This is a genomic window from Roseibium sp. JB4-4 (assembly GCF_055693425.1).
Window position 1 is genome coordinate 273,222 of the sequence record NZ_CM146333.1, and the last position, 17,418, is coordinate 290,639.

Genomic DNA, 17,418 nt, shown 5'->3' on the forward strand with positions numbered 1-17,418 from the left:
TCGACTCAAGAGGGCTATAGATTCTAGCAATCCGGTAATGGTTACATCCCGCCTTGCATGTTTTGCCGGCAAGGTGGGCCATATCGATGCTTGAATGTGAATTCCCGATCAAAAGCAACGTTTCCGAGGGCTAAATGGTGGGTGCAAAACAGAGCAACGCGAAAGCGATAGTTGGCCGGGACAATCCGGTGACAAAAGCATTTCGTCCCGTCAGATCGGCCTTTTGGGGAGTTGCGATTGTCAGCTTCGTCATAAACATCCTGATGCTCACCGGACCGGTGTTCATGCTTCAGGTTTATGACCGTGTTCTGGCGAGTGGCTCCGTTCCGACGCTTGTGGTGATCGGTGTTCTGGCCATCGTGCTCTACCTCTTTTATGGCCTCTTGGAGGGCGTTCGAAGCCGAATTCTGTCGCGTCTTGGCCAACGTGTCGATGCGCGCTTGAGCGGGATTGTCTACAGAGTTTCCAATTCACTTCCGGTGAGACTAGGAAAAAAGGCGGCCAAACTTCGCCCCGTTCAGGATCTGGATACCGTTCGGCAGTTTCTGTCCGGTCCAGGTCCGGCTGCGATTTTCGACATTCCCTGGTTGCCATTGTATCTGGGGATCGTTTTTCTCTTTCACCCGCTTCTGGGTATTGTCGGAGCTGCCGGTGCGCTGATCATCACCATTTTGATTGGCTTGAATGAGCTCATGTCACGTGGCCCATCTGAGGACGCGGCCGGTCAGGCCGGCAAGCGTTCGGCTGAAGTTGAAATAGGTCAGCGGAATTCCGAAGTCGTGACGGCGATGGGGATGCAGAGCGCCCTGACATCGAAGTGGGATGACCAGAACAACGAATATCTCTCGACTCAGCGCCGCGCTGCAGATCGTACAGGTGTTTTTGGTACGGCGATCAAGACAATCAGATTTGTTCTGCAGTCTGCGATTTTGGGCGTCGGCGCCTGGCTTGCGATTCAGCAGGAAATCACTCCGGGCGTTATGATTGCGGCGTCAATCATGACATCTCGCGCGTTGTCGCCGATTGAGCAGGCGGTTGCTCAATGGCGTGGTTTCGTCGCAAGCAGGCAAGCGCTGAAACGTCTGCGCGAAGTATTGCTGATTGCAGATGACGAACCAGAAAAGATGGATTTGCCGATCCCGACACAAAACCTCAAGGCTGAACAAGTCTTCTGCGGCCCGTTTGGCGAAGCCATGCCGTTTGTTCAGAATATTTCGCTTGAACTGTCGGCAGGTGACGGCCTGGGGATCATTGGACCTTCGGGCTCAGGCAAATCGACATTTGCACGCGCTCTCGTAGGTGCGACACCATCCCTCAAGGGTGTTGTTCGCTTTGACGGATCGGAACTCGGCCAATGGCCGAGTGCGAAGCGAGGCGATTTCATCGGCTATTTGCCTCAAGATCTTCAGCTTTTTGACGGAACGATTGCGGAAAACATCGCGCGCTTCAATGCAGAGGCTTCTTCTGAGAAGATAATCGAGGCAGCCAAACTGGCCGACGTGCACGATCTGATCGTGAGCCTGCCTGATGGCTATAATACCGTTATCGGTCGCAGCGGACGTTTGCTTTCTGCCGGGCAGAGACAGCGCATTGCGCTTGCCAGGGCACTTTACGGAAATCCCTTCCTTGTGGTGCTGGACGAGCCGAATTCAAATCTTGACGCTGAGGGTGAGGGCGCCCTGACCAACGCCATCAAGGCGATGCGTGACAAGGGCTCGATTGTTGTTGTCATCGCGCACCGTCCGAGCGCCATCGCAACAGTCGACAAGATCCTGTGTCTCAAGGAAGGCAAGATGGTCGGATTCGGCCCTAAGGAAGACGTACTTAAACAAGTTGTTCAACCGGTTCCGCGCGTGCAGACCGGAATGGCTCCGGGACGGTGATCAATGGCTAAGCAGAAAATCAATCAAACAACCGGACACGCCCAAACAAGCAACGCGGACGACATGTTGCGCAAGACAGTCCGCAATCATTTGTTGTTTGCCTTGTTCGTTGCGATCTTCGTGGTGGGCGGCATCGGAGCCTGGGCCACCTTTACTGAAATATCCGGAGCGGTTGTTTCCTCGGGGACCATAGTTGTTGAGAGCAATTCCAAGCAAGTCCAGCACCGTGAGGGTGGGATCGTCCATCAGATTACGGTCAAGGATGGCGACTTGGTCGAGGCCGGCGAACTTCTTCTCAGGCTGGACGACACCGTTACCCGCGCCAATCTGGCAGTGATCACCAAACAGCTGACGGAATTGACTGCACAGGAGTTGCGCCTTGAGGCTGAGCGCGACGATCAAACCACAATCGACTGGCCTGAGGAACGCAAGGACAAAATCGGCGATATTGAGCGTGGACAGCAGCTGCTGCTGCAAGCCAGGCAGAATTCCAAGGAAGGCCGCAAAAACCAGCTTGAAGAGCAGATCCGGCAATTCAACAAGCAAACCCAGGGGTTGGAAGCCCAGGTTACGGCCAAGGATTCGGAAATTGAGCTGATCGATGAGGAATTGGGAGACCTGGATGGTCTCTTGAACAAGCAACTTGTCTCGAAAAGCCGGGTGACAGCGCTTCGAAGGGAAAAGGCCCGTCTAGCAGGCGAATATGGAGACCTGATCGCGCAAATCGCAAGGACGAAGGAGTCCATAAGCGAGCGCCGTATCCAGATCCTGCAGATCGAGGAATCGTATCGCGCCGAGGTTCTGGAGCAGCTTCAGGAAGTCCGTTCGCGTATAGCGCAGCTGGAAGAACAGAAGATCGCGGCAGAAGACGAGCTGACCCGCGTTGCAATCCTGGCGCCGATCAACGGATTCGTGCACCAGCTGTCTGTCCATACAATCGGCGGCGTGATCGCGCCGGGCGAAACCGTCATGCAGATCGTGCCGAGAGGAGATCAATTGCTCGTTGAAGCACAGGTTCGCCCGGTTGATATTGACCAGATGGCCCCTGGACAAAGTGCGAGAGTTCGGTTCCCGAGCTTTGACCAGAGAACCACGCCGGAGCTGAATGCCGAGCTTCTGACCGTGTCTGCCGACCTGACGGAAGATGAACGCACGGGCAACAGCTACTACGTTGCACGGATGGTGATCGACGACAAGGAACTGCAAAAACTCGGCACCCAGACGCTGGTGCCGGGCATGCCGGTCGAGACCTTTCTGCAAACCGGGGATCGGACAGTGTTGAGCTATCTGGTGAAGCCGATTACGGATCAGATTGCTCACGCAATGAGGGAACGCTAGTCCGGCGCTTCAGAGTATCAGGATCGGAACCGTTGTTCCGGCTTTCTCGCCAGGAGCATGTGGCGGCCGGATTATCAATGCGCCTGACATTGCCAGCAGGTTCAACATAGAGCTGTCCTGCTTGGCAAAAGGCGTAACAACCTGGCGGCCATTGTCATCCTCTTTCAAGGCTGCGCGTACATAATCCTGCCTTCGGTCGTTCTCTGGTAGGTCTGCGCCAAGTATTGCGTGTTGCGGTCTTGCTTGATCCGGTCTCTGGCCGAGCATTGCCTTCAGCAAAGGTTTCAGGAACAAAAGACCACACACCAGGCTTGAAACGGGATTGCCAGGCAATCCGAGGACTTTGGTTTTGCCGAGACGCCCGGCCATCAATGGTTTTCCGGGACGCATGGCAATGCGCCAAAAGGCAAGGTCCATGCCTTCCTGGCCAAGAACATCCTGCACCAGGTCATGGTCCCCGACCGATGCCCCGCCCAGTGTGACGAGAATGTCGGCTTTGGCATCGAGTGCCTTGCGCACATGTGTCGCGAGTTCAATCGGATCGTCGCGCGAAATGCCGAGATCCAGCGGTAAACCGCCGCAGTCTTCAACCAGAGCAGCGATGCCAGCGTGATTGGAAGCGATGATCTGATCCGGACCGGGGTCCTGGCCCGGGCGAACCAGTTCATCGCCTGTTGCCAGTATCGCAACGACGGGTTTGCGGATGACAGGCACCTTTTCGTGGTTCATCGCCGCTGCGAGCGCAAGATGCCGGTATGTGAGGCTCAAAGGAGGAGACAACAAGATCTCGCCCTTCGAAAAATCGAGGCCTGCCGGCCGAACAAATGCAGCCTTCTGCGGTTGTTCAAGCACAGTGATGCTGTCGCCTGTTCTTTCCGCGTTTTCCTGAATAAGAATAGTGTCGGTTCCGTCAGGAACCGGGGCGCCGGTAAAAATCCGCACAGCCTGGCCGTTCTGCACCTTGCCCGCAAAGCCGTGTCCGGCGGGGGCTTCTCCGATCACCTCTAGGACGGTTGTGTCGCCGGTGAGGTCGCTGTGACGGATGGCGTATCCATCCATGGCGGAAGCGGCAAAAGGGGGCTGATTGCGCGTGGATGTAAGTGGTTCGGCAAGAAAACGACCATTTGCCTTGTCGAGTGGTGCCTGAACAGTCTCTCTTGGTTCAACACCTTCAAGCAGGTTTTCAAGGGCCTCTGAGACCGGCATGAGGCTCATCAGGTGCCACCTTCGCTGCCATCTTTATCCAGCGTCCAATGACCTGACTTGCCACCGGCCTTTTCCACCAGTTTGATGTCGCCGATAACCATTCCCCGGTCGACGGCTTTGGCCATGTCGTAAATGGTCAGGCAGGTGACCGAGCATGCAGTCAGGGCTTCCATTTCGACGCCGGTTTGTCCGCTGACCTTTGTTGTCGCTGTTACAATAAGACCGGGCAGTTCCTCATCGACTTCGATATCAACGGCGACCTTCGATAACATCAGGGGATGACAAAGCGGAACGAGCTCGTGGGTCTTTTTCGCCGCCATGATCCCGGCGACGCGAGCAGTCCCAATCACGTCACCTTTTTTGGCATTGCCAGACCGAATGAGCGCAAGCGTATCGGCGCGCATGGTCACGCTCCCACGCGCTACAGCGATTCTATGGGTACTTTCCTTGGTCGAAACATCCACCATGTTGGCTGCACCGGCCTCGTCAAGGTGCGTCAGTTTCGGATCGTGATTGCTCATGGCCGGACTAAACCGCTTTTGACATGGGTGGATGTTGCAGGAGGTCTTTTGTCGCTTTGCTTACGTCATTCTGGCGCATCAGGCTTTCGCCAATCAGGAACGTTGAAATTGAAACCTTGTTCATACGGGCGAGATCATCAGGAGTGAACAATCCGGATTCGCCAACCACGATCCGGTCGTCCGGGACCTGAGGTGCCAAAACTTCACTGGTCTCAAGTTTCGTCTCGAAGGTCTTGAGGTTTCTGTTGTTGATACCGACCAGACGGGAAGTGAGTTTAAGCGCGCGTTCCATTTCCTCGGCATTGTGCACTTCCAGAAGAACATCCATGCCAAGTTCGAATGCGGTGTCCTCGAGCGCTTTTGCGGTATCGTCATCGACTGACGCCAGAATGACAAGAATACAATCACCACCCCAGGCGCGGGCTTCGTAGACCTGGTAGGTGTCGTATAAAAAGTCCTTGCGCAATGCAGGCAGGGAAACAGCCGAGCGTGCTGCAGTCAAAAACTCAGGTTTTCCCTGAAAAGACGGCGTGTCAGTCAGGACCGAAAGACAGGCTGCTCCGCCATCTTCATATGCTTTTGCAAGTGCAGGCGGGTCAAAGTCCGCCCGGATGAGGCCCTTGGAGGGACTGGCCTTCTTTATCTCTGCAATCAGGGCGTATTCGCCAACTGAATGCTTGGCCTCGATAGCCTTCAAAAATCCTCTGGGGCCGTCGTTGTCAGCACAGTGTGCCTTAAGATCGGCAAGAGAGACACGCGCCTTGGCAGCTGCGATTTCTTCGCGCTTGTAGGCTTCAATTTTTTGCAGGATATCGGCCATCATTTACCCGTTTGAAGCGGCAACCAGCTTTTCAAGAGTGTCGGCTGCTTTGCCGCTGTCGATGGATTCTGCTGCCATTTCGACACCCGTTTTGAGATTGTCGACCTTGTCAGCAACCATCAAGGACGCAGCAGCGTTGAAAAGAACAATGTCGCGATAAGCGTTTTCGGCACCTGACAGCACCTGACGTAGAGCCTTGGCGTTTTCGGCTGGTAGCCCTCCCTTGAGATCTTCCATCCTTGAAATAGGCAAGCCTGCATCTTCCGGTGAGATTTCAAAAGACCGGACACTTCCATCCTTGAGTTCACTGACAAATGTCTTGCCGGTGGTGGTGATTTCATCCATCCCGTCGGAACCATGAACGACCCATGCCCTTTCCGAACCCAGTTCGTTCAAGGATTGCGCTACAGGTTCAACCCACTTGTGTGCGAACACACCGACCATCTGCCGATTGACACCTGCCGGGTTCGACAAGGGACCGAGAAGGTTGAAGATCGTTCTGGTTCCAAGCTCCATGCGGGTAGGGCCCACATGTTTCATCGCCGCATGATGAAGCGGCGCGAACATGAAGCCAATTCCTGCCTTGTGAATGCACTCTGAAATCTTTTCAGGTGCGACGTCGATATTCACACCGAGCTCTGAAAGCGCTTCAGCGGCACCGGACTTGGAGGAAAGGGATCGGTTTCCGTGCTTGGCAACCGGCACGCCGCAACCAGCTACGACAATCGCTGTGCAAGTTGAGATATTGTAACTTCCGGAACTGTCGCCGCCTGTACCGACGATATCTATGGCATCGTCTGGCGCATCGACAGGAAGCATTTTGGCACGCATTGTTGCAACAGCGCCCGTAACTTCGGCGATGCTTTCACCGCGTACGCGCAGAGCCATCAAAAACCCGCCCAGCTGGGAAGGTGTGGCGGATCCGGAGAGGATGACTTCAAAGGCCTCGCGAGCGTCTTTTGGGCTCAAGGTTTCGCCGTCGGCCACGCTTGCGATGATGTCCTTGAAATTGGTCATGTCGTCAAATCCGCCAGTGCCGAATGTCAGTGCTGCTGCTGTGTCAGTCCGATCACCTGGGAAATACCGGCATTGTTGATCTCAACGCCTGACTTTCTTTCCTGATCGGAGATGAACTGACCTAACAGCGTTTCCTGGATCTGCTGTGACAGTTGAGAGCCAATCGCCGCGGCTTCCGGTGAATCGGCCTCAAGTTCCGGACGAGACGTTGCAGTGACCTTCAGGACGACACGGCTATTGCCATCCGCGGCAGCTGTGGTTGCAACGTTTCCTTCTGGTCCATTGAAAACAGCCGTGATTGCTTCCTGCCCCAGATCCCCCAACGGGTTGTTTCGTTTCAGATCTTCGGCCGTTTTGACCTCAAGCCCCATTTCCGTGGCAAGATTCGCGAGCGGTGTTCCACTTTCAGCTTTTGCCAGAGACGCTTCGGCAGCTTCACCAAGCTGCTTTGCCATCTCATCCTGTTTCCAGCTGGCGATGGCATCGTCGCGGACCTCGTCAAGGGTTCTGTCGCGCGACGGGATCACTTTTGTGACCTCGTACCAAAGGAAACCCTGGTTTCCGAGCTGGATAACATCATTTTCAATGCCGATGTCACTGTCGAAAACACCGGACACGAGGCCGTCAGCTTCAGTCAATTCAACCGCTGAACCCGACATTGACAGGCCACTGGCATCGAAAGCTTCAGGGGATTTCACCTGAAGTGAGAAGCGCTCTCCGACTTCGTCAAGAAGGGCACCGCCTGCACGGGCATCCTCGATTTCATCAAGCAGATCAAGTATTTCGCGTTCGGCCTGTTCCGCTGCCAGCTCCGTTACGATTGTGTCACGCACCTCCTCGAAGGGCTGCACGTCTTCCGGCAGAATTTCTTCAACATTCAGGACAACTGTCGAGAAACGACCGTCGACAGCGCCACTCGTTTCTCCTTCTGCAAGTGAAAAGGCAGCATCTCCCAGCGTGTCATCCAGAAAATCCGCTCTTGCCATTACACCGAGGGAAACGTCGTTGCTCGTCAGATTGCGCTCAGTCATGAGATCGTCAAAGGTCTTGCCGCTCTGCAGTTCTGCCGCTGCTTCTTCAGCTGCTTCCTGAGAAGGGAACGACATTTGTCGGACCCGTCGGCGTTCAGGTTGCGAAAAGTCTTCTTTCCGGCGCTCATACTCTGCAAGGGCATCTTCTTCGACAATGTCGCCTGGTCTGGAAAGCGCCCCAGGCGTCAACTCAAGCACTTTGATTTCGCGATATTCAGGTGCTTTGAAATTTGCCTTGGTGTCTTCAAAGTAGGTCGAGAGATCCCCGTCGGCAGGATCTTCAATCTCGCCGATATAGTCGGCGGTAATCAAAAGATACTCGGCGTTGCGGCTTTCGCTCTGATAAGCGTTCAAAGCCTCAAGATAGGCAACAGGCGCCTTCATGCTTCCGGCGATGCCTTCGGCGAGCTGACTGCGTTCAGCAATGTGACGGCGTTGGACGACATATTCGTCTTCTGTATACCCGTTGCTTTGAAGCACCTGTTGCAGGCGTGTGCGATCATAACGTCCGCTTGAGCTTTGGAATGCCGGATCGGACTGAATGATGGTCGCAAGACGTTCGTCTGATACGCTCAATTTCAATTCGTTCGCTGCATTGTTCATGGCAGCTTCGGCAACAAGCCGTCCGAGAGACTGCTGAGGAATGCCGAGTGCAGCTCCTTCGCTCGGTGTCAGCGGACGGCCAAGCTGTTGACCGAAACGGTTGAGATCCTGACGGTATGTGCGATCGAAATCGAGGAGGGAGACTTCTGTGTCACCAACTCTTGCCGCAGTGTTTTGGCCGAAGCCCTGCAGGAAGTCAGTAACACCCCAGATGGCGAAGCTAAAGATCAGCAAGGCGATGAATATTTTGGCAATCCATGTGCCAGCGCCCTTGCGCAGCGCGTCGAGCATGACGTCTCCCGTATTCTTGTCATTCCAGCAGCCGAACAGCAGGCTGATTATGGGACCGGCTTCAGCCGGAGCGGGCGGATCATAATGAGGTCATGTCGCCGCCGCAAGGCGGTGTGGCCTAACTTCAACGCAGATTTGATTTTGAAGGGCAGGTGCGGATTGCAACATTGGGAAGCTTCTGCTCTATAGGCGGCAAATTCTTGACATGACGTGGGAGCAAAACACTATGAGCGCTGCGATCAAGCCGCTGGTGGCGGGAAACTGGAAAATGAATGGCCTGAAGGCCAGTCAGGCCGAGTTCTATAAAATGGTGGTTGGCATCTCCGACGAGGTCGCCGACACCGTTGACGCGATGATTTGCGCCCCGTCGACGCTCACAGCCCTGTTGGCTGAGAAAGCCGGTAAGGGACCGCTCGCAATCGGCGGACAGGATTGTCACACTGCTGCCTCTGGCGCTCATACCGGCGACATTTCTGCTGAAATGCTGGCCGATGCCGGTGCGAGCGCCGTGATTGTCGGACATTCTGAGCGCCGCACTGATCATGGTGAAACCGATGCAATCGTAAATGCCAAGGCACAGGCGGCCTGGCGTGCCGGTTTGATCGCAATCATATGCGTGGGAGAGACTGAGACGGAGCGAAAAGCCGGGAACGCGGTTTCGATAGTTGAAGGCCAGCTTAATGCATCGATCCCGGATGGTGCGACGGCTGAAAACACTGTCGTTGCCTATGAACCGGTCTGGGCGATCGGTACCGGGTTGACCCCGACCGCCGCGGATGTGGAAGAAATGCACAAGGCTATGCGGGTCAATTTGGAAGGACGGCTGGGAAGCGAAGGACAGAGGATGCGTCTGCTTTACGGCGGTTCAGTCAAACCGGCAAACGCAAGAGAACTCATGTCTGTCGACAATGTGAATGGAGCACTGGTAGGGGGCGCAAGCCTCAAAGCCGATGACTTGTTGGGTATCCTGGCCGCCTACTCCTGATCACTAGGGTCTTGAAGCTTCTGTGTTCAAGACGCAATTGAAGGGTAGAAAGCAACCGCGGTCTGGTGTAGAAGGCCGCCAAACTTGAAATCAATACAGAATGGCATTCGATGGAAACCGTAGTCATCGTAATACACCTTATGGTCGTGCTGGCCCTGGTGCTTGTTGTCCTCCTTCAGCGCTCTGAAGGTGGTGCACTTGGTATTGGCGGCGGCGGCGGCGGTGGCGGCTTGATGTCAAGCCGCGGCACGGCAAACATATTGACCAGGGCGACTGCGATCCTTGCAGTGGCATTTTTCGCAACGTCCCTGACGCTTAGCCTGATTGCAAAAAACGAAGACAGCCCGGCGTCCATTCTCGATGCCGCTCCGGCCACGATCGACGGCGCACCAGCTGCTCAAGATGGGGACACCCAAAATGGGTCAGGCGGTATTCTTGATGATCTTCAAGGCCTAAGCCCACCATCAGGCCCACAGGTGCCGACCGCGCAATAAGGCGGTTCTGAAGGCTCATCGGCCTTTCGTCCAACAAGTGCCCTGCGGCTGATCTCGCAGGGCATTTTTATGTGTTAAGAACGCAACTCCCGAGTGGCCAAACCGCCCTCGGCAAGGATATGGTATTGATCCATGGCGCGATACATCTTCATCACTGGCGGCGTGGTTTCCTCGCTTGGAAAAGGTCTTGCATCGGCGGCACTGGGCGCATTGCTCCAGGCCCGCGGGTATAAGGTACGTCTTCGTAAACTCGACCCTTATCTCAATGTTGACCCCGGTACGATGAGCCCGTATCAGCACGGCGAGTGCTTCGTGACCGATGACGGGGCGGAGACGGATCTCGATCTCGGTCACTATGAACGCTTTACCGGGCGTCCTGCCAATCAGCAGGACAACATCACCACGGGGCGAATATATCAGGACATAATTGCCAAGGAACGCCGCGGCGACTATCTGGGCGGCACGGTACAAGTGATCCCGCATGTCACCGATGCCATCAAAAACTTCGTCTTAACCGGCAATGAAGACTACGATTTCGTTCTGGTCGAAATCGGCGGCACCGTTGGAGACATCGAGGGATTGCCGTTCTTTGAAGCAATCCGACAACTTGGTAACGACCTGCCTCGCGGCGATGTTGTTTATGTCCACCTCACTTTGATGCCTTACATCCCGAGTGCCGGTGAAATGAAAACCAAGCCGACGCAGCACTCTGTGAAAGAATTGCGGTCAATCGGCATTCAGCCCGATATCTTGATGATTCGCTGTGATCGACCCATTCCAGAGACAGAAAAACGCAAGCTCTCCCTGTTCTGTAATGTCCGCGAAAGCGCGGTCATTCCTGCCTATGACGTGAAATCGATCTATGATGTTCCGATTGCGTATCACAAGGAAGGCCTGGACAGCGAAGTGCTGGCAGCCTTTGGCTTGAAAGGCGCCCCAGCTCCTGTGCTTGATCGTTGGGAACGTATCTCTGAGGCCGTCGCAAACCCCGAGGGCGAGGTCAAAATAGCGATCGTTGGCAAATACACCGTGTTGAAAGACGCCTACAAATCTCTGATCGAGGCTCTTGTTCACGGCGGAATAGCCAATCGCGTCAAAGTGGAACTCGAATGGATCGAATCGGAGATATTCGAGAAAGAGGACCCAAGTCCTTATCTGGAAGGCGTCCATGGCATTCTGGTTCCCGGTGGTTTCGGTGAGCGCGGCGCTGAAGGTAAGATAGCGGCTGCAAACTACGCCCGGACGCGAAACATTCCTTATTTCGGTATCTGTTTCGGGATGCAGATGGCCGTATTGGAAGCCGCCCGCAATCTTGCCGGTATCAAGAACGCCAATTCCACTGAATTCGGACCCGCAAAGGAACCCGTCGTTGGTTTGATGACGGAGTGGACCAAGGGCAATGAAAAAGAAACCCGTGTTGCCGACGGTGACCTTGGCGGTACGATGCGTCTTGGTGCTTATCCGGCTGCTTTGAAAGCAGGGTCGAAAATTGCCGAGATTTATGAAACGACCGCTATTTCAGAACGGCACCGCCATCGGTATGAGGTCAATATCGGCTACCGCGAACGCCTTGAGGACTGCGGTTTGATTTTTGCCGGGACATCCCCAGATGGTGTACTTCCGGAGACCGTTGAGATCGCTGAGCATCCTTGGTTCATCGGTGTGCAATATCATCCGGAACTCAAGTCTCGACCTTTCGAACCTCATCCGCTTTTTGCATCGTTTGTTGGTGCAGCTATGCAGCAAAGCCGTTTGGTCTGATTGAGCGTTAAACCTGAAGGAATGGCCATGGTGCGCGGTCTTGATCACGTCGTCGTCGCAGTAAAAGATCTAGATGCGGCCGGTCGCGCTTATTCCGAGCTTGGCTTCACGGTAACACCTGAGAACAGACACCCTTGGGGAACGGCAAATCGACTGATTCAGTTTGATGGCTTTTTTATCGAGCTATTAAGTGTGGCTGACGCGAACCTCATTGCGGAGCCTGCGGGAAAACAGTTTTCCTTCGGCGCTTTCAATCGGGACTTTTTGGCGTGCGGGGAAGGGGCCAGCATGCTGGTCCTGGAAAGCAAAGGTGCTTCTGAAGACCGTGAGGCGTTTTTGAAGTCCGGGCTGGACGTCTATGAACCGTTTTCCTTTGAACGGACAGCGCATCTGTCAGATGGATCCACGACATCTGTTGCCTTCGATTTGACGATTTTGAATAATCCGCTCTCTCCGCAGATCGGTTATTTTACGTGTTTCAACAAGTACCCCGAGAATTTCTGGAAACCCGATTTTCAGACCCATTCAAATGGTGCGAGGGCAGTGCAAACCGTCTATATGCTTGCCGAAGATCCGTCGGATCACCATGAATTTCTGGGGGCTTTCACAGGACAGCGTGAGATGCGGGCCACCAGTCTTGGACTGGAACTCGAAACGCCTCGTGGAAAGGTATTCGTGCTTAGCCCGGCAGGCTACAGATCGCTTCTTGGAGAGGCCGCTGCAAACGCCGTTGCGGATGATCTGCCGATTCTGGCGGCTTTGGAAATCGAATGTGAAGGCTTAAACACGACCAGGATCGTTCCTGCCAACGAACTTTTCGGTCTCACTATCGTCCTCACTCCGGCCAAAGAACGCACGTAAAGCCTCTTGATGTCTTGTCAGTAGCGCACATGCGCAGTTCTCAGAGTTGAAAAAGTAACTTATTTTGTCGCCCGCCCGGTCAGGCGCGGGCAGAATAATCTCTTGTTGAATCAACAAGTCCTTTTATAGTGAAGTTCAATCGTGCGCCTCGGCCTCAAGGGTCTGACAGCGGAGCTTCATGAATGTCCATTTTTCACTTTTCCTCTTTTCACCGTTCAATTGTAATTGCCGGAGTATCTGCCGTATTTCTGGCTGCTTGCTCGGACAGCTCTCAACAGACGGAAGCACCCGCGCCACCGCCGCCCGCGGTGACTGTTGCAAAGGTCACGTCACAGGATGTTCGCGATAGTGCGCGATTTGTCGGACAAATCGAAGCTGTCGACCAGGTGGATCTGATTGCACGGGTCAGTGGATTTCTGGAGGACAAAGCTGTCCCGGACGGTTCCGTTGTGAAACAGGACGATCTGCTTTTCACGATCGAAAAAGCGCAATATGAAGCAGAACTGACAAAGGCAAAAGCTGATGTCGCGAGCGCAAAGGCTGATTCGGCGCTGAAGGCGGCCGATGAAAAGCGCGACAAGGATTTGCTGGAAAAAGGACACGTCTCTGAAGCCGCTTATGAGGCAACACTCGCGCAAAAGCAGCAGGCCGAAGCTTCTGTCGAGGCTGCGCAATCCGCTCTTCAGCAGGCTGAACTCAACCTGAGCTATACCGATGTGTCTGCACCGTTTCCTGGCCAAATCGGTAAATCGACCTACAGCGTTGGGGAAGTCGTTGGTCCGAGCACACAGCCGCTCGCAAAGCTTATCCGGCTTGCGCCTGTCTATGTAAATTTCTCGGTTTCAGAAGCGCAGTATCTGGACGCGGTGAAAACACATGGCATCAAACCGGCAGACATCAGTCCGGAAGAGTCACCCGACATCAATCTGATTCTCCCGAATGGGGAGGCATACGGAGAGAAGGGCAAAATTGTCTATATCGACAATCAGGTAGATCCAACCACGGGCACAATATCCTTTAGAGGCCAATTCCAAAACAAGGATGTGCGCCTGTTGGCGGGTACCTATGTCACCGTTGTGCTTGAGGCTCCCAAAACTGAAACGGCGCTTGTTGTCCCGCAAGCTGCCATTCAGCGCGACCAGCAGGGAGCTTTTGCGCTCGCGGTTACCTCCGACAAGAAGGTCGAGCAAAAATATGTCGAACTCGGACAGCAAATCGAAACGAATTTTGTGGTGACCAAAGGACTGGCGGAAGGCGATGAGGTTATTATCGAAGGCTTGCAGAAAGTCAGGCCTGGTGTCGAAGTAACCCCCGATCTTGCAGCCAAGCCGGCGGAGCAAAGCTAAATGTTTTCAAAATTTTTCATCTACCGGCCAAAATTTGCGCTGGTTATTTCTATTGTGATTACGATCGCAGGGATCCTGGGTTACCTGGCGCTTCCTGTTGAGCAGTTTCCAAATATTACGCCGCCTGTCGTCAACGTATCTGCAACTTATACCGGAGCGAACGCTGAAGTCCTGGAAGAAACAGTAGCTGCTCCGATTGAGGGGCAGGTCAATGGCGTCGACGACATGATCTACATGCAGTCGACGAGCAATGACAGCGGCAACTATTCCTTGAACGTGACATTCAATGTCGGAACGGATCCTGACATTGCGACGGTCAATACCCAGAACCGTGTGAGCCAGGCGACCAGCCAGCTGCCGAGTGAAGTCACCGCAAATGGCGTGACGGTCCAAAAGGCCAGCACCAACATGCTTCTGGTTGTCACGCTTTATTCGCCGAAAGGCACCTATGACGAAGTTTTTCTGTCGAACTATGCCTCGATCAACCTGAAGGATGCGCTCGCGCGCGTTCAAGGTGTTGGCCGCGCCGATGTCATGACCGATTTCGCTTACGGCATGCGGATCTGGCTCGATCCGGATAAGCTGACAAGCCTTGGAATGACTCCAACGGACTTTATCAACGCGGTTCGTGATCAGAACATTCAGGTTGCCGCGGGCCAGATCGGGGCACCGCCGGTCCCTGATGGACAACAGTTCCAGTACACAATCAAAGCCAAGGGCCGGTTGTCGACACCCGAAGAGTTTGAAGAGATTGTACTTCGAACCGGAAGTGATGGGGCCACAGTCACGATTGGTGATGTCGCCCGGGTCGAGCTCGGTGCGCAGTTTTATAATGCATCCGGCGAGTTCAACGGACAGCCGTCAACCGTCCTAGCGATCTACCAGGCCCCAGGCGCAAACGCCTTGCAAGTGGCCGAGGATGTCTTGAAACGTCTGGACAGCCTGTCAGAGACGTTTCCTCCCGACATGGCCTATGGCGTGCCGTTCAACACTACCGACTTTGTTCAGGCATCGCTGGATGACGTGATTGCAACGCTCTTCCTGACCTTTCTGCTGGTTGTCTCGGTCGTGTTTGTGTTCCTTGGCAATTGGCGGGCCACGATCATTCCCACCGTCGCCATCCCGGTCTCGTTGATCGGAACGTTTGCTGTCCTGCTTGCACTCGGCATGTCACTCAATACCATTTCGCTTTTTGCTCTCGTCCTAGCGATTGGTATCGTGGTCGATGATGCGATCGTCGTTGTTGAGAACGTGGAACGCATCATTGCAGATGAAGGATTGCCGCCCAAAGAAGCAACTGCGAAAGCCATGGAACAGATCACCAGTCCGGTGATAGCCACCACCCTGGTTCTGCTTGCTGTTTTTGTACCGACAATCTTCATGCCAGGCATTACTGGGCGGCTCTATTCGCAGTTTGCGGTGACGATTTCCGTGTCGGTGGTGATCTCCTCAATCAACGCCTTGACCCTGTCTCCAGCGCTTTGCGGCCTAATCCTAAAAGCGCGTTCTGGCCCGCCGCGCGGCATCATGGGAATGTTTGATCGCGGCATTACATCGATCAGGGATGGCTATACCGCAGTCGTGCGCAGACTTGTACGTGTTGCATTTGTCGGCGTTGCAATTGTTGCCGGTGTCATAGCTGTGATTGTGACACTCGGTGGGACTTTGCCTCAGGGCTTTCTGCCTTCCGAGGACCAGGGTTACCTCATGGTCGACGTGCAGTTGCCTGACGGTGCCTCGCTCCAGAGGACCGAGAGCGTCACAGAGCGTGTTGTCGAGCTGACTTCAAACACCCCTGGTGTTGAGAACGTCGTTATTGTGAACGGGTTTTCTATTCTGAACGGTGCCACTTCTTCGAATGCGGCGCTTGTGATTGCAACAATGAGCAATTGGGAAGACCGCCAGCAGCCGGACCTCAAGATCGATGCGATCCTTGGAAAGTTCTGGGCGGAGTTTTCAACAATCCCGGGCGCAAATATCATTGCCTTCAACCCGCCGCCGATTCCCGGCCTTGGCACAACAGGCGGCGTCCAATTGATGCTGCAACAGACTGCGGACGGAACTCCGCAGGATCTCGCGTCAGCAGTGGGCTCCATGGTCTACTCTGCCAACCAAAGTGCAGAGATCGCACGTGCCTATTCGACCTTCAGGGCGAACGTTCCTCAGGTGTTTGTTGACCTGGACCGGCAGAAGGCCAAGACCCTCGGGGTCAACGTCTCCGATGTCTTTACGACCTTGCAGGCCTATCTTGGCTCCTACTATATCAACGATTTCAACATATTCGGCCGTGTTTACAAGGTTATGATTCAGGCTGAGGGACAGTTTCGGGATCGTGTTGAAGACATTGGCGCTCTCTATGTCCGGACCGACGATGGAACGATGGTGCCAATGCGCAGCATCCTGACCACTGAGAACGTCCTCGGACCGCAGATCCTGACACGATACAATATGTTCCGCTCGGCTGCCGTAATGGCTGACCCGGCCCCCGGTGCATCGACGGGCGTCGTCATCAACGAGGTACAGACAGCCGCACAGGAAGCCTTGCCGCCCGGATATACCTACGAGTGGACGGGCACTGCACTTCAGCAGCTGGGGTCGGGCAACATTGTGATGTTCATTCTCATGTTGTCGGTGCTTTTCACCTATTTGTTCCTGGTTGCTCAGTACGAGAGCTGGACCATGCCGGTCGCCATTTTGATGTCTGTTTCGTTCGCAATTCTGGGTGCCCTGGTTGCGGTTTTTGTGACGGGGGGGATGTCAATCTCTATACACAGATCGGAATGATCATGCTCGTGGGCATGGGGGCCAAGAACGCGATTCTGATTGTCGAGTTTGCTATGGAACAGCGTGACAGCGGCAAAGGTATTCGCGACGCGGCTGTTGAAGCAGCGCACTTGCGTTTCCGCGCCGTCATGATGACCGCATTGTCATTCCTGCTGGGCGTTGTACCGTTGATGACAGCTTCGAGCGCCGGTGCAGCCAGTCAGAAAGCCATTGGCTTTGCCGTATTCGGAGGCATGCTGTTCGCAACCTCGATTGGTGTTCTCCTGATCCCAATTCTTTATGTGAGCCTTCAGACGCTCCGCGAGAAGGTGAAAGGCCTTTTAGGTGGCGAAACGCACATTCAGAAAGAAAACCCGGTCGGTTAGGGCCGAATTTCAGCTTTCTTGCTTATCGAAGTCTTAAGCAGCCAATACCTGGAAATGACCTAGCAAATGGGTCGGTTCTTAAGGGTTATTGAGAGTGATGAGGGCCGGCGCT

At 54.5% G+C, this 17,418-nt stretch carries 12 protein-coding genes and 1 pseudogene; 8 read left to right on the forward strand and 5 right to left on the reverse strand.

Annotated features, from left to right (window positions below):
• Window positions 1-134: 134 nt before the first annotated feature.
• Together ACZ1HV_RS01305 and ACZ1HV_RS01310 are read left to right on the forward strand one after the other, a co-directional pair.
• Window positions 135-1,883 (forward strand): type I secretion system permease/ATPase, encoded by a 1,749-nt coding sequence (locus ACZ1HV_RS01305; protein WP_472717072.1) that lies wholly within the window; start codon window positions 135-137, stop codon window positions 1,881-1,883.
• Window positions 1,884-1,886: 3 nt separating this feature from the next.
• Window positions 1,887-3,221 carry an HlyD family type I secretion periplasmic adaptor subunit gene (locus ACZ1HV_RS01310; RefSeq protein WP_298963226.1) on the forward strand — a complete coding sequence of 445 codons (1,335 nt, stop codon included), beginning with the start codon at window positions 1,887-1,889 and terminating at the stop codon, window positions 3,219-3,221.
• A 9-nt stretch (window positions 3,222-3,230) separates the two neighbouring features.
• On the opposite strand, the gene ACZ1HV_RS01315 is transcribed toward ACZ1HV_RS01310, so the two are convergent.
• The 5 genes from ACZ1HV_RS01315 to ACZ1HV_RS01335 are packed head-to-tail and all read right to left on the reverse strand — an operon-like array spanning window position 3,231 to window position 8,710.
• Complete coding sequence (locus ACZ1HV_RS01315) at window positions 3,231-4,436, reverse strand: molybdopterin molybdotransferase MoeA (RefSeq protein ID WP_472717073.1); 1,206 nt, start codon at window positions 4,434-4,436, stop codon at window positions 3,231-3,233.
• Window positions 4,436-4,948: a cyclic pyranopterin monophosphate synthase MoaC gene (moaC, locus tag ACZ1HV_RS01320; RefSeq protein WP_472717074.1), complete on the reverse strand. Its 513-nt coding sequence runs from the start codon at window positions 4,946-4,948 to the stop codon at window positions 4,436-4,438. Before moaC ends, ACZ1HV_RS01315 begins: the two co-directional genes overlap by 1 nt.
• A gap of 7 nt (window positions 4,949-4,955) precedes the next feature.
• Window positions 4,956-5,771, reverse strand: coding sequence for an indole-3-glycerol phosphate synthase TrpC (gene trpC / locus ACZ1HV_RS01325; protein WP_472717075.1), 816 nt, complete (start codon window positions 5,769-5,771; stop codon window positions 4,956-4,958).
• On the reverse strand, window positions 5,772-6,785 hold the full coding sequence (trpD, locus tag ACZ1HV_RS01330) for an anthranilate phosphoribosyltransferase (RefSeq protein WP_472717076.1): 1,014 nt from the start codon (window positions 6,783-6,785) through the stop codon (window positions 5,772-5,774).
• A gap of 26 nt (window positions 6,786-6,811) precedes the next feature.
• On the reverse strand, window positions 6,812-8,710 hold the full coding sequence (locus ACZ1HV_RS01335) for a peptidylprolyl isomerase (RefSeq protein WP_472717077.1): 1,899 nt from the start codon (window positions 8,708-8,710) through the stop codon (window positions 6,812-6,814).
• A gap of 226 nt (window positions 8,711-8,936) precedes the next feature.
• Here ACZ1HV_RS01335 and tpiA point away from each other — a divergent pair, with 226 nt between their 5' ends.
• The 6 genes and pseudogenes from tpiA to ACZ1HV_RS01365 all read left to right on the forward strand — a co-directional run bounded on the left by tpiA (window position 8,937) and on the right by ACZ1HV_RS01365 (window position 17,306).
• Window positions 8,937-9,695 (forward strand): triose-phosphate isomerase, encoded by a 759-nt coding sequence (tpiA, locus tag ACZ1HV_RS01340; protein ID WP_472717078.1) that lies wholly within the window; start codon window positions 8,937-8,939, stop codon window positions 9,693-9,695.
• Between the two features lie 110 nt (window positions 9,696-9,805).
• Complete coding sequence (gene secG / locus ACZ1HV_RS01345) at window positions 9,806-10,189, forward strand: preprotein translocase subunit SecG (RefSeq protein WP_298821936.1); 384 nt, start codon at window positions 9,806-9,808, stop codon at window positions 10,187-10,189.
• Between the two features lie 132 nt (window positions 10,190-10,321).
• Window positions 10,322-11,950 carry a CTP synthase gene (locus ACZ1HV_RS01350; protein ID WP_472717079.1) on the forward strand — a complete coding sequence of 543 codons (1,629 nt, stop codon included), beginning with the start codon at window positions 10,322-10,324 and terminating at the stop codon, window positions 11,948-11,950.
• 27 nt (window positions 11,951-11,977) lie between these two features.
• Window positions 11,978-12,811, forward strand: coding sequence for a VOC family protein (locus ACZ1HV_RS01355; protein WP_472717080.1), 834 nt, complete (start codon window positions 11,978-11,980; stop codon window positions 12,809-12,811).
• A gap of 182 nt (window positions 12,812-12,993) precedes the next feature.
• Window positions 12,994-14,157: an efflux RND transporter periplasmic adaptor subunit gene (locus ACZ1HV_RS01360; RefSeq protein ID WP_298821933.1), complete on the forward strand. Its 1,164-nt coding sequence runs from the start codon at window positions 12,994-12,996 to the stop codon at window positions 14,155-14,157.
• Window positions 14,158-17,306, forward strand: a pseudogene (locus ACZ1HV_RS01365) (efflux RND transporter permease subunit).
• The last annotated feature ends 112 nt before the right edge of the window (window positions 17,307-17,418 follow it).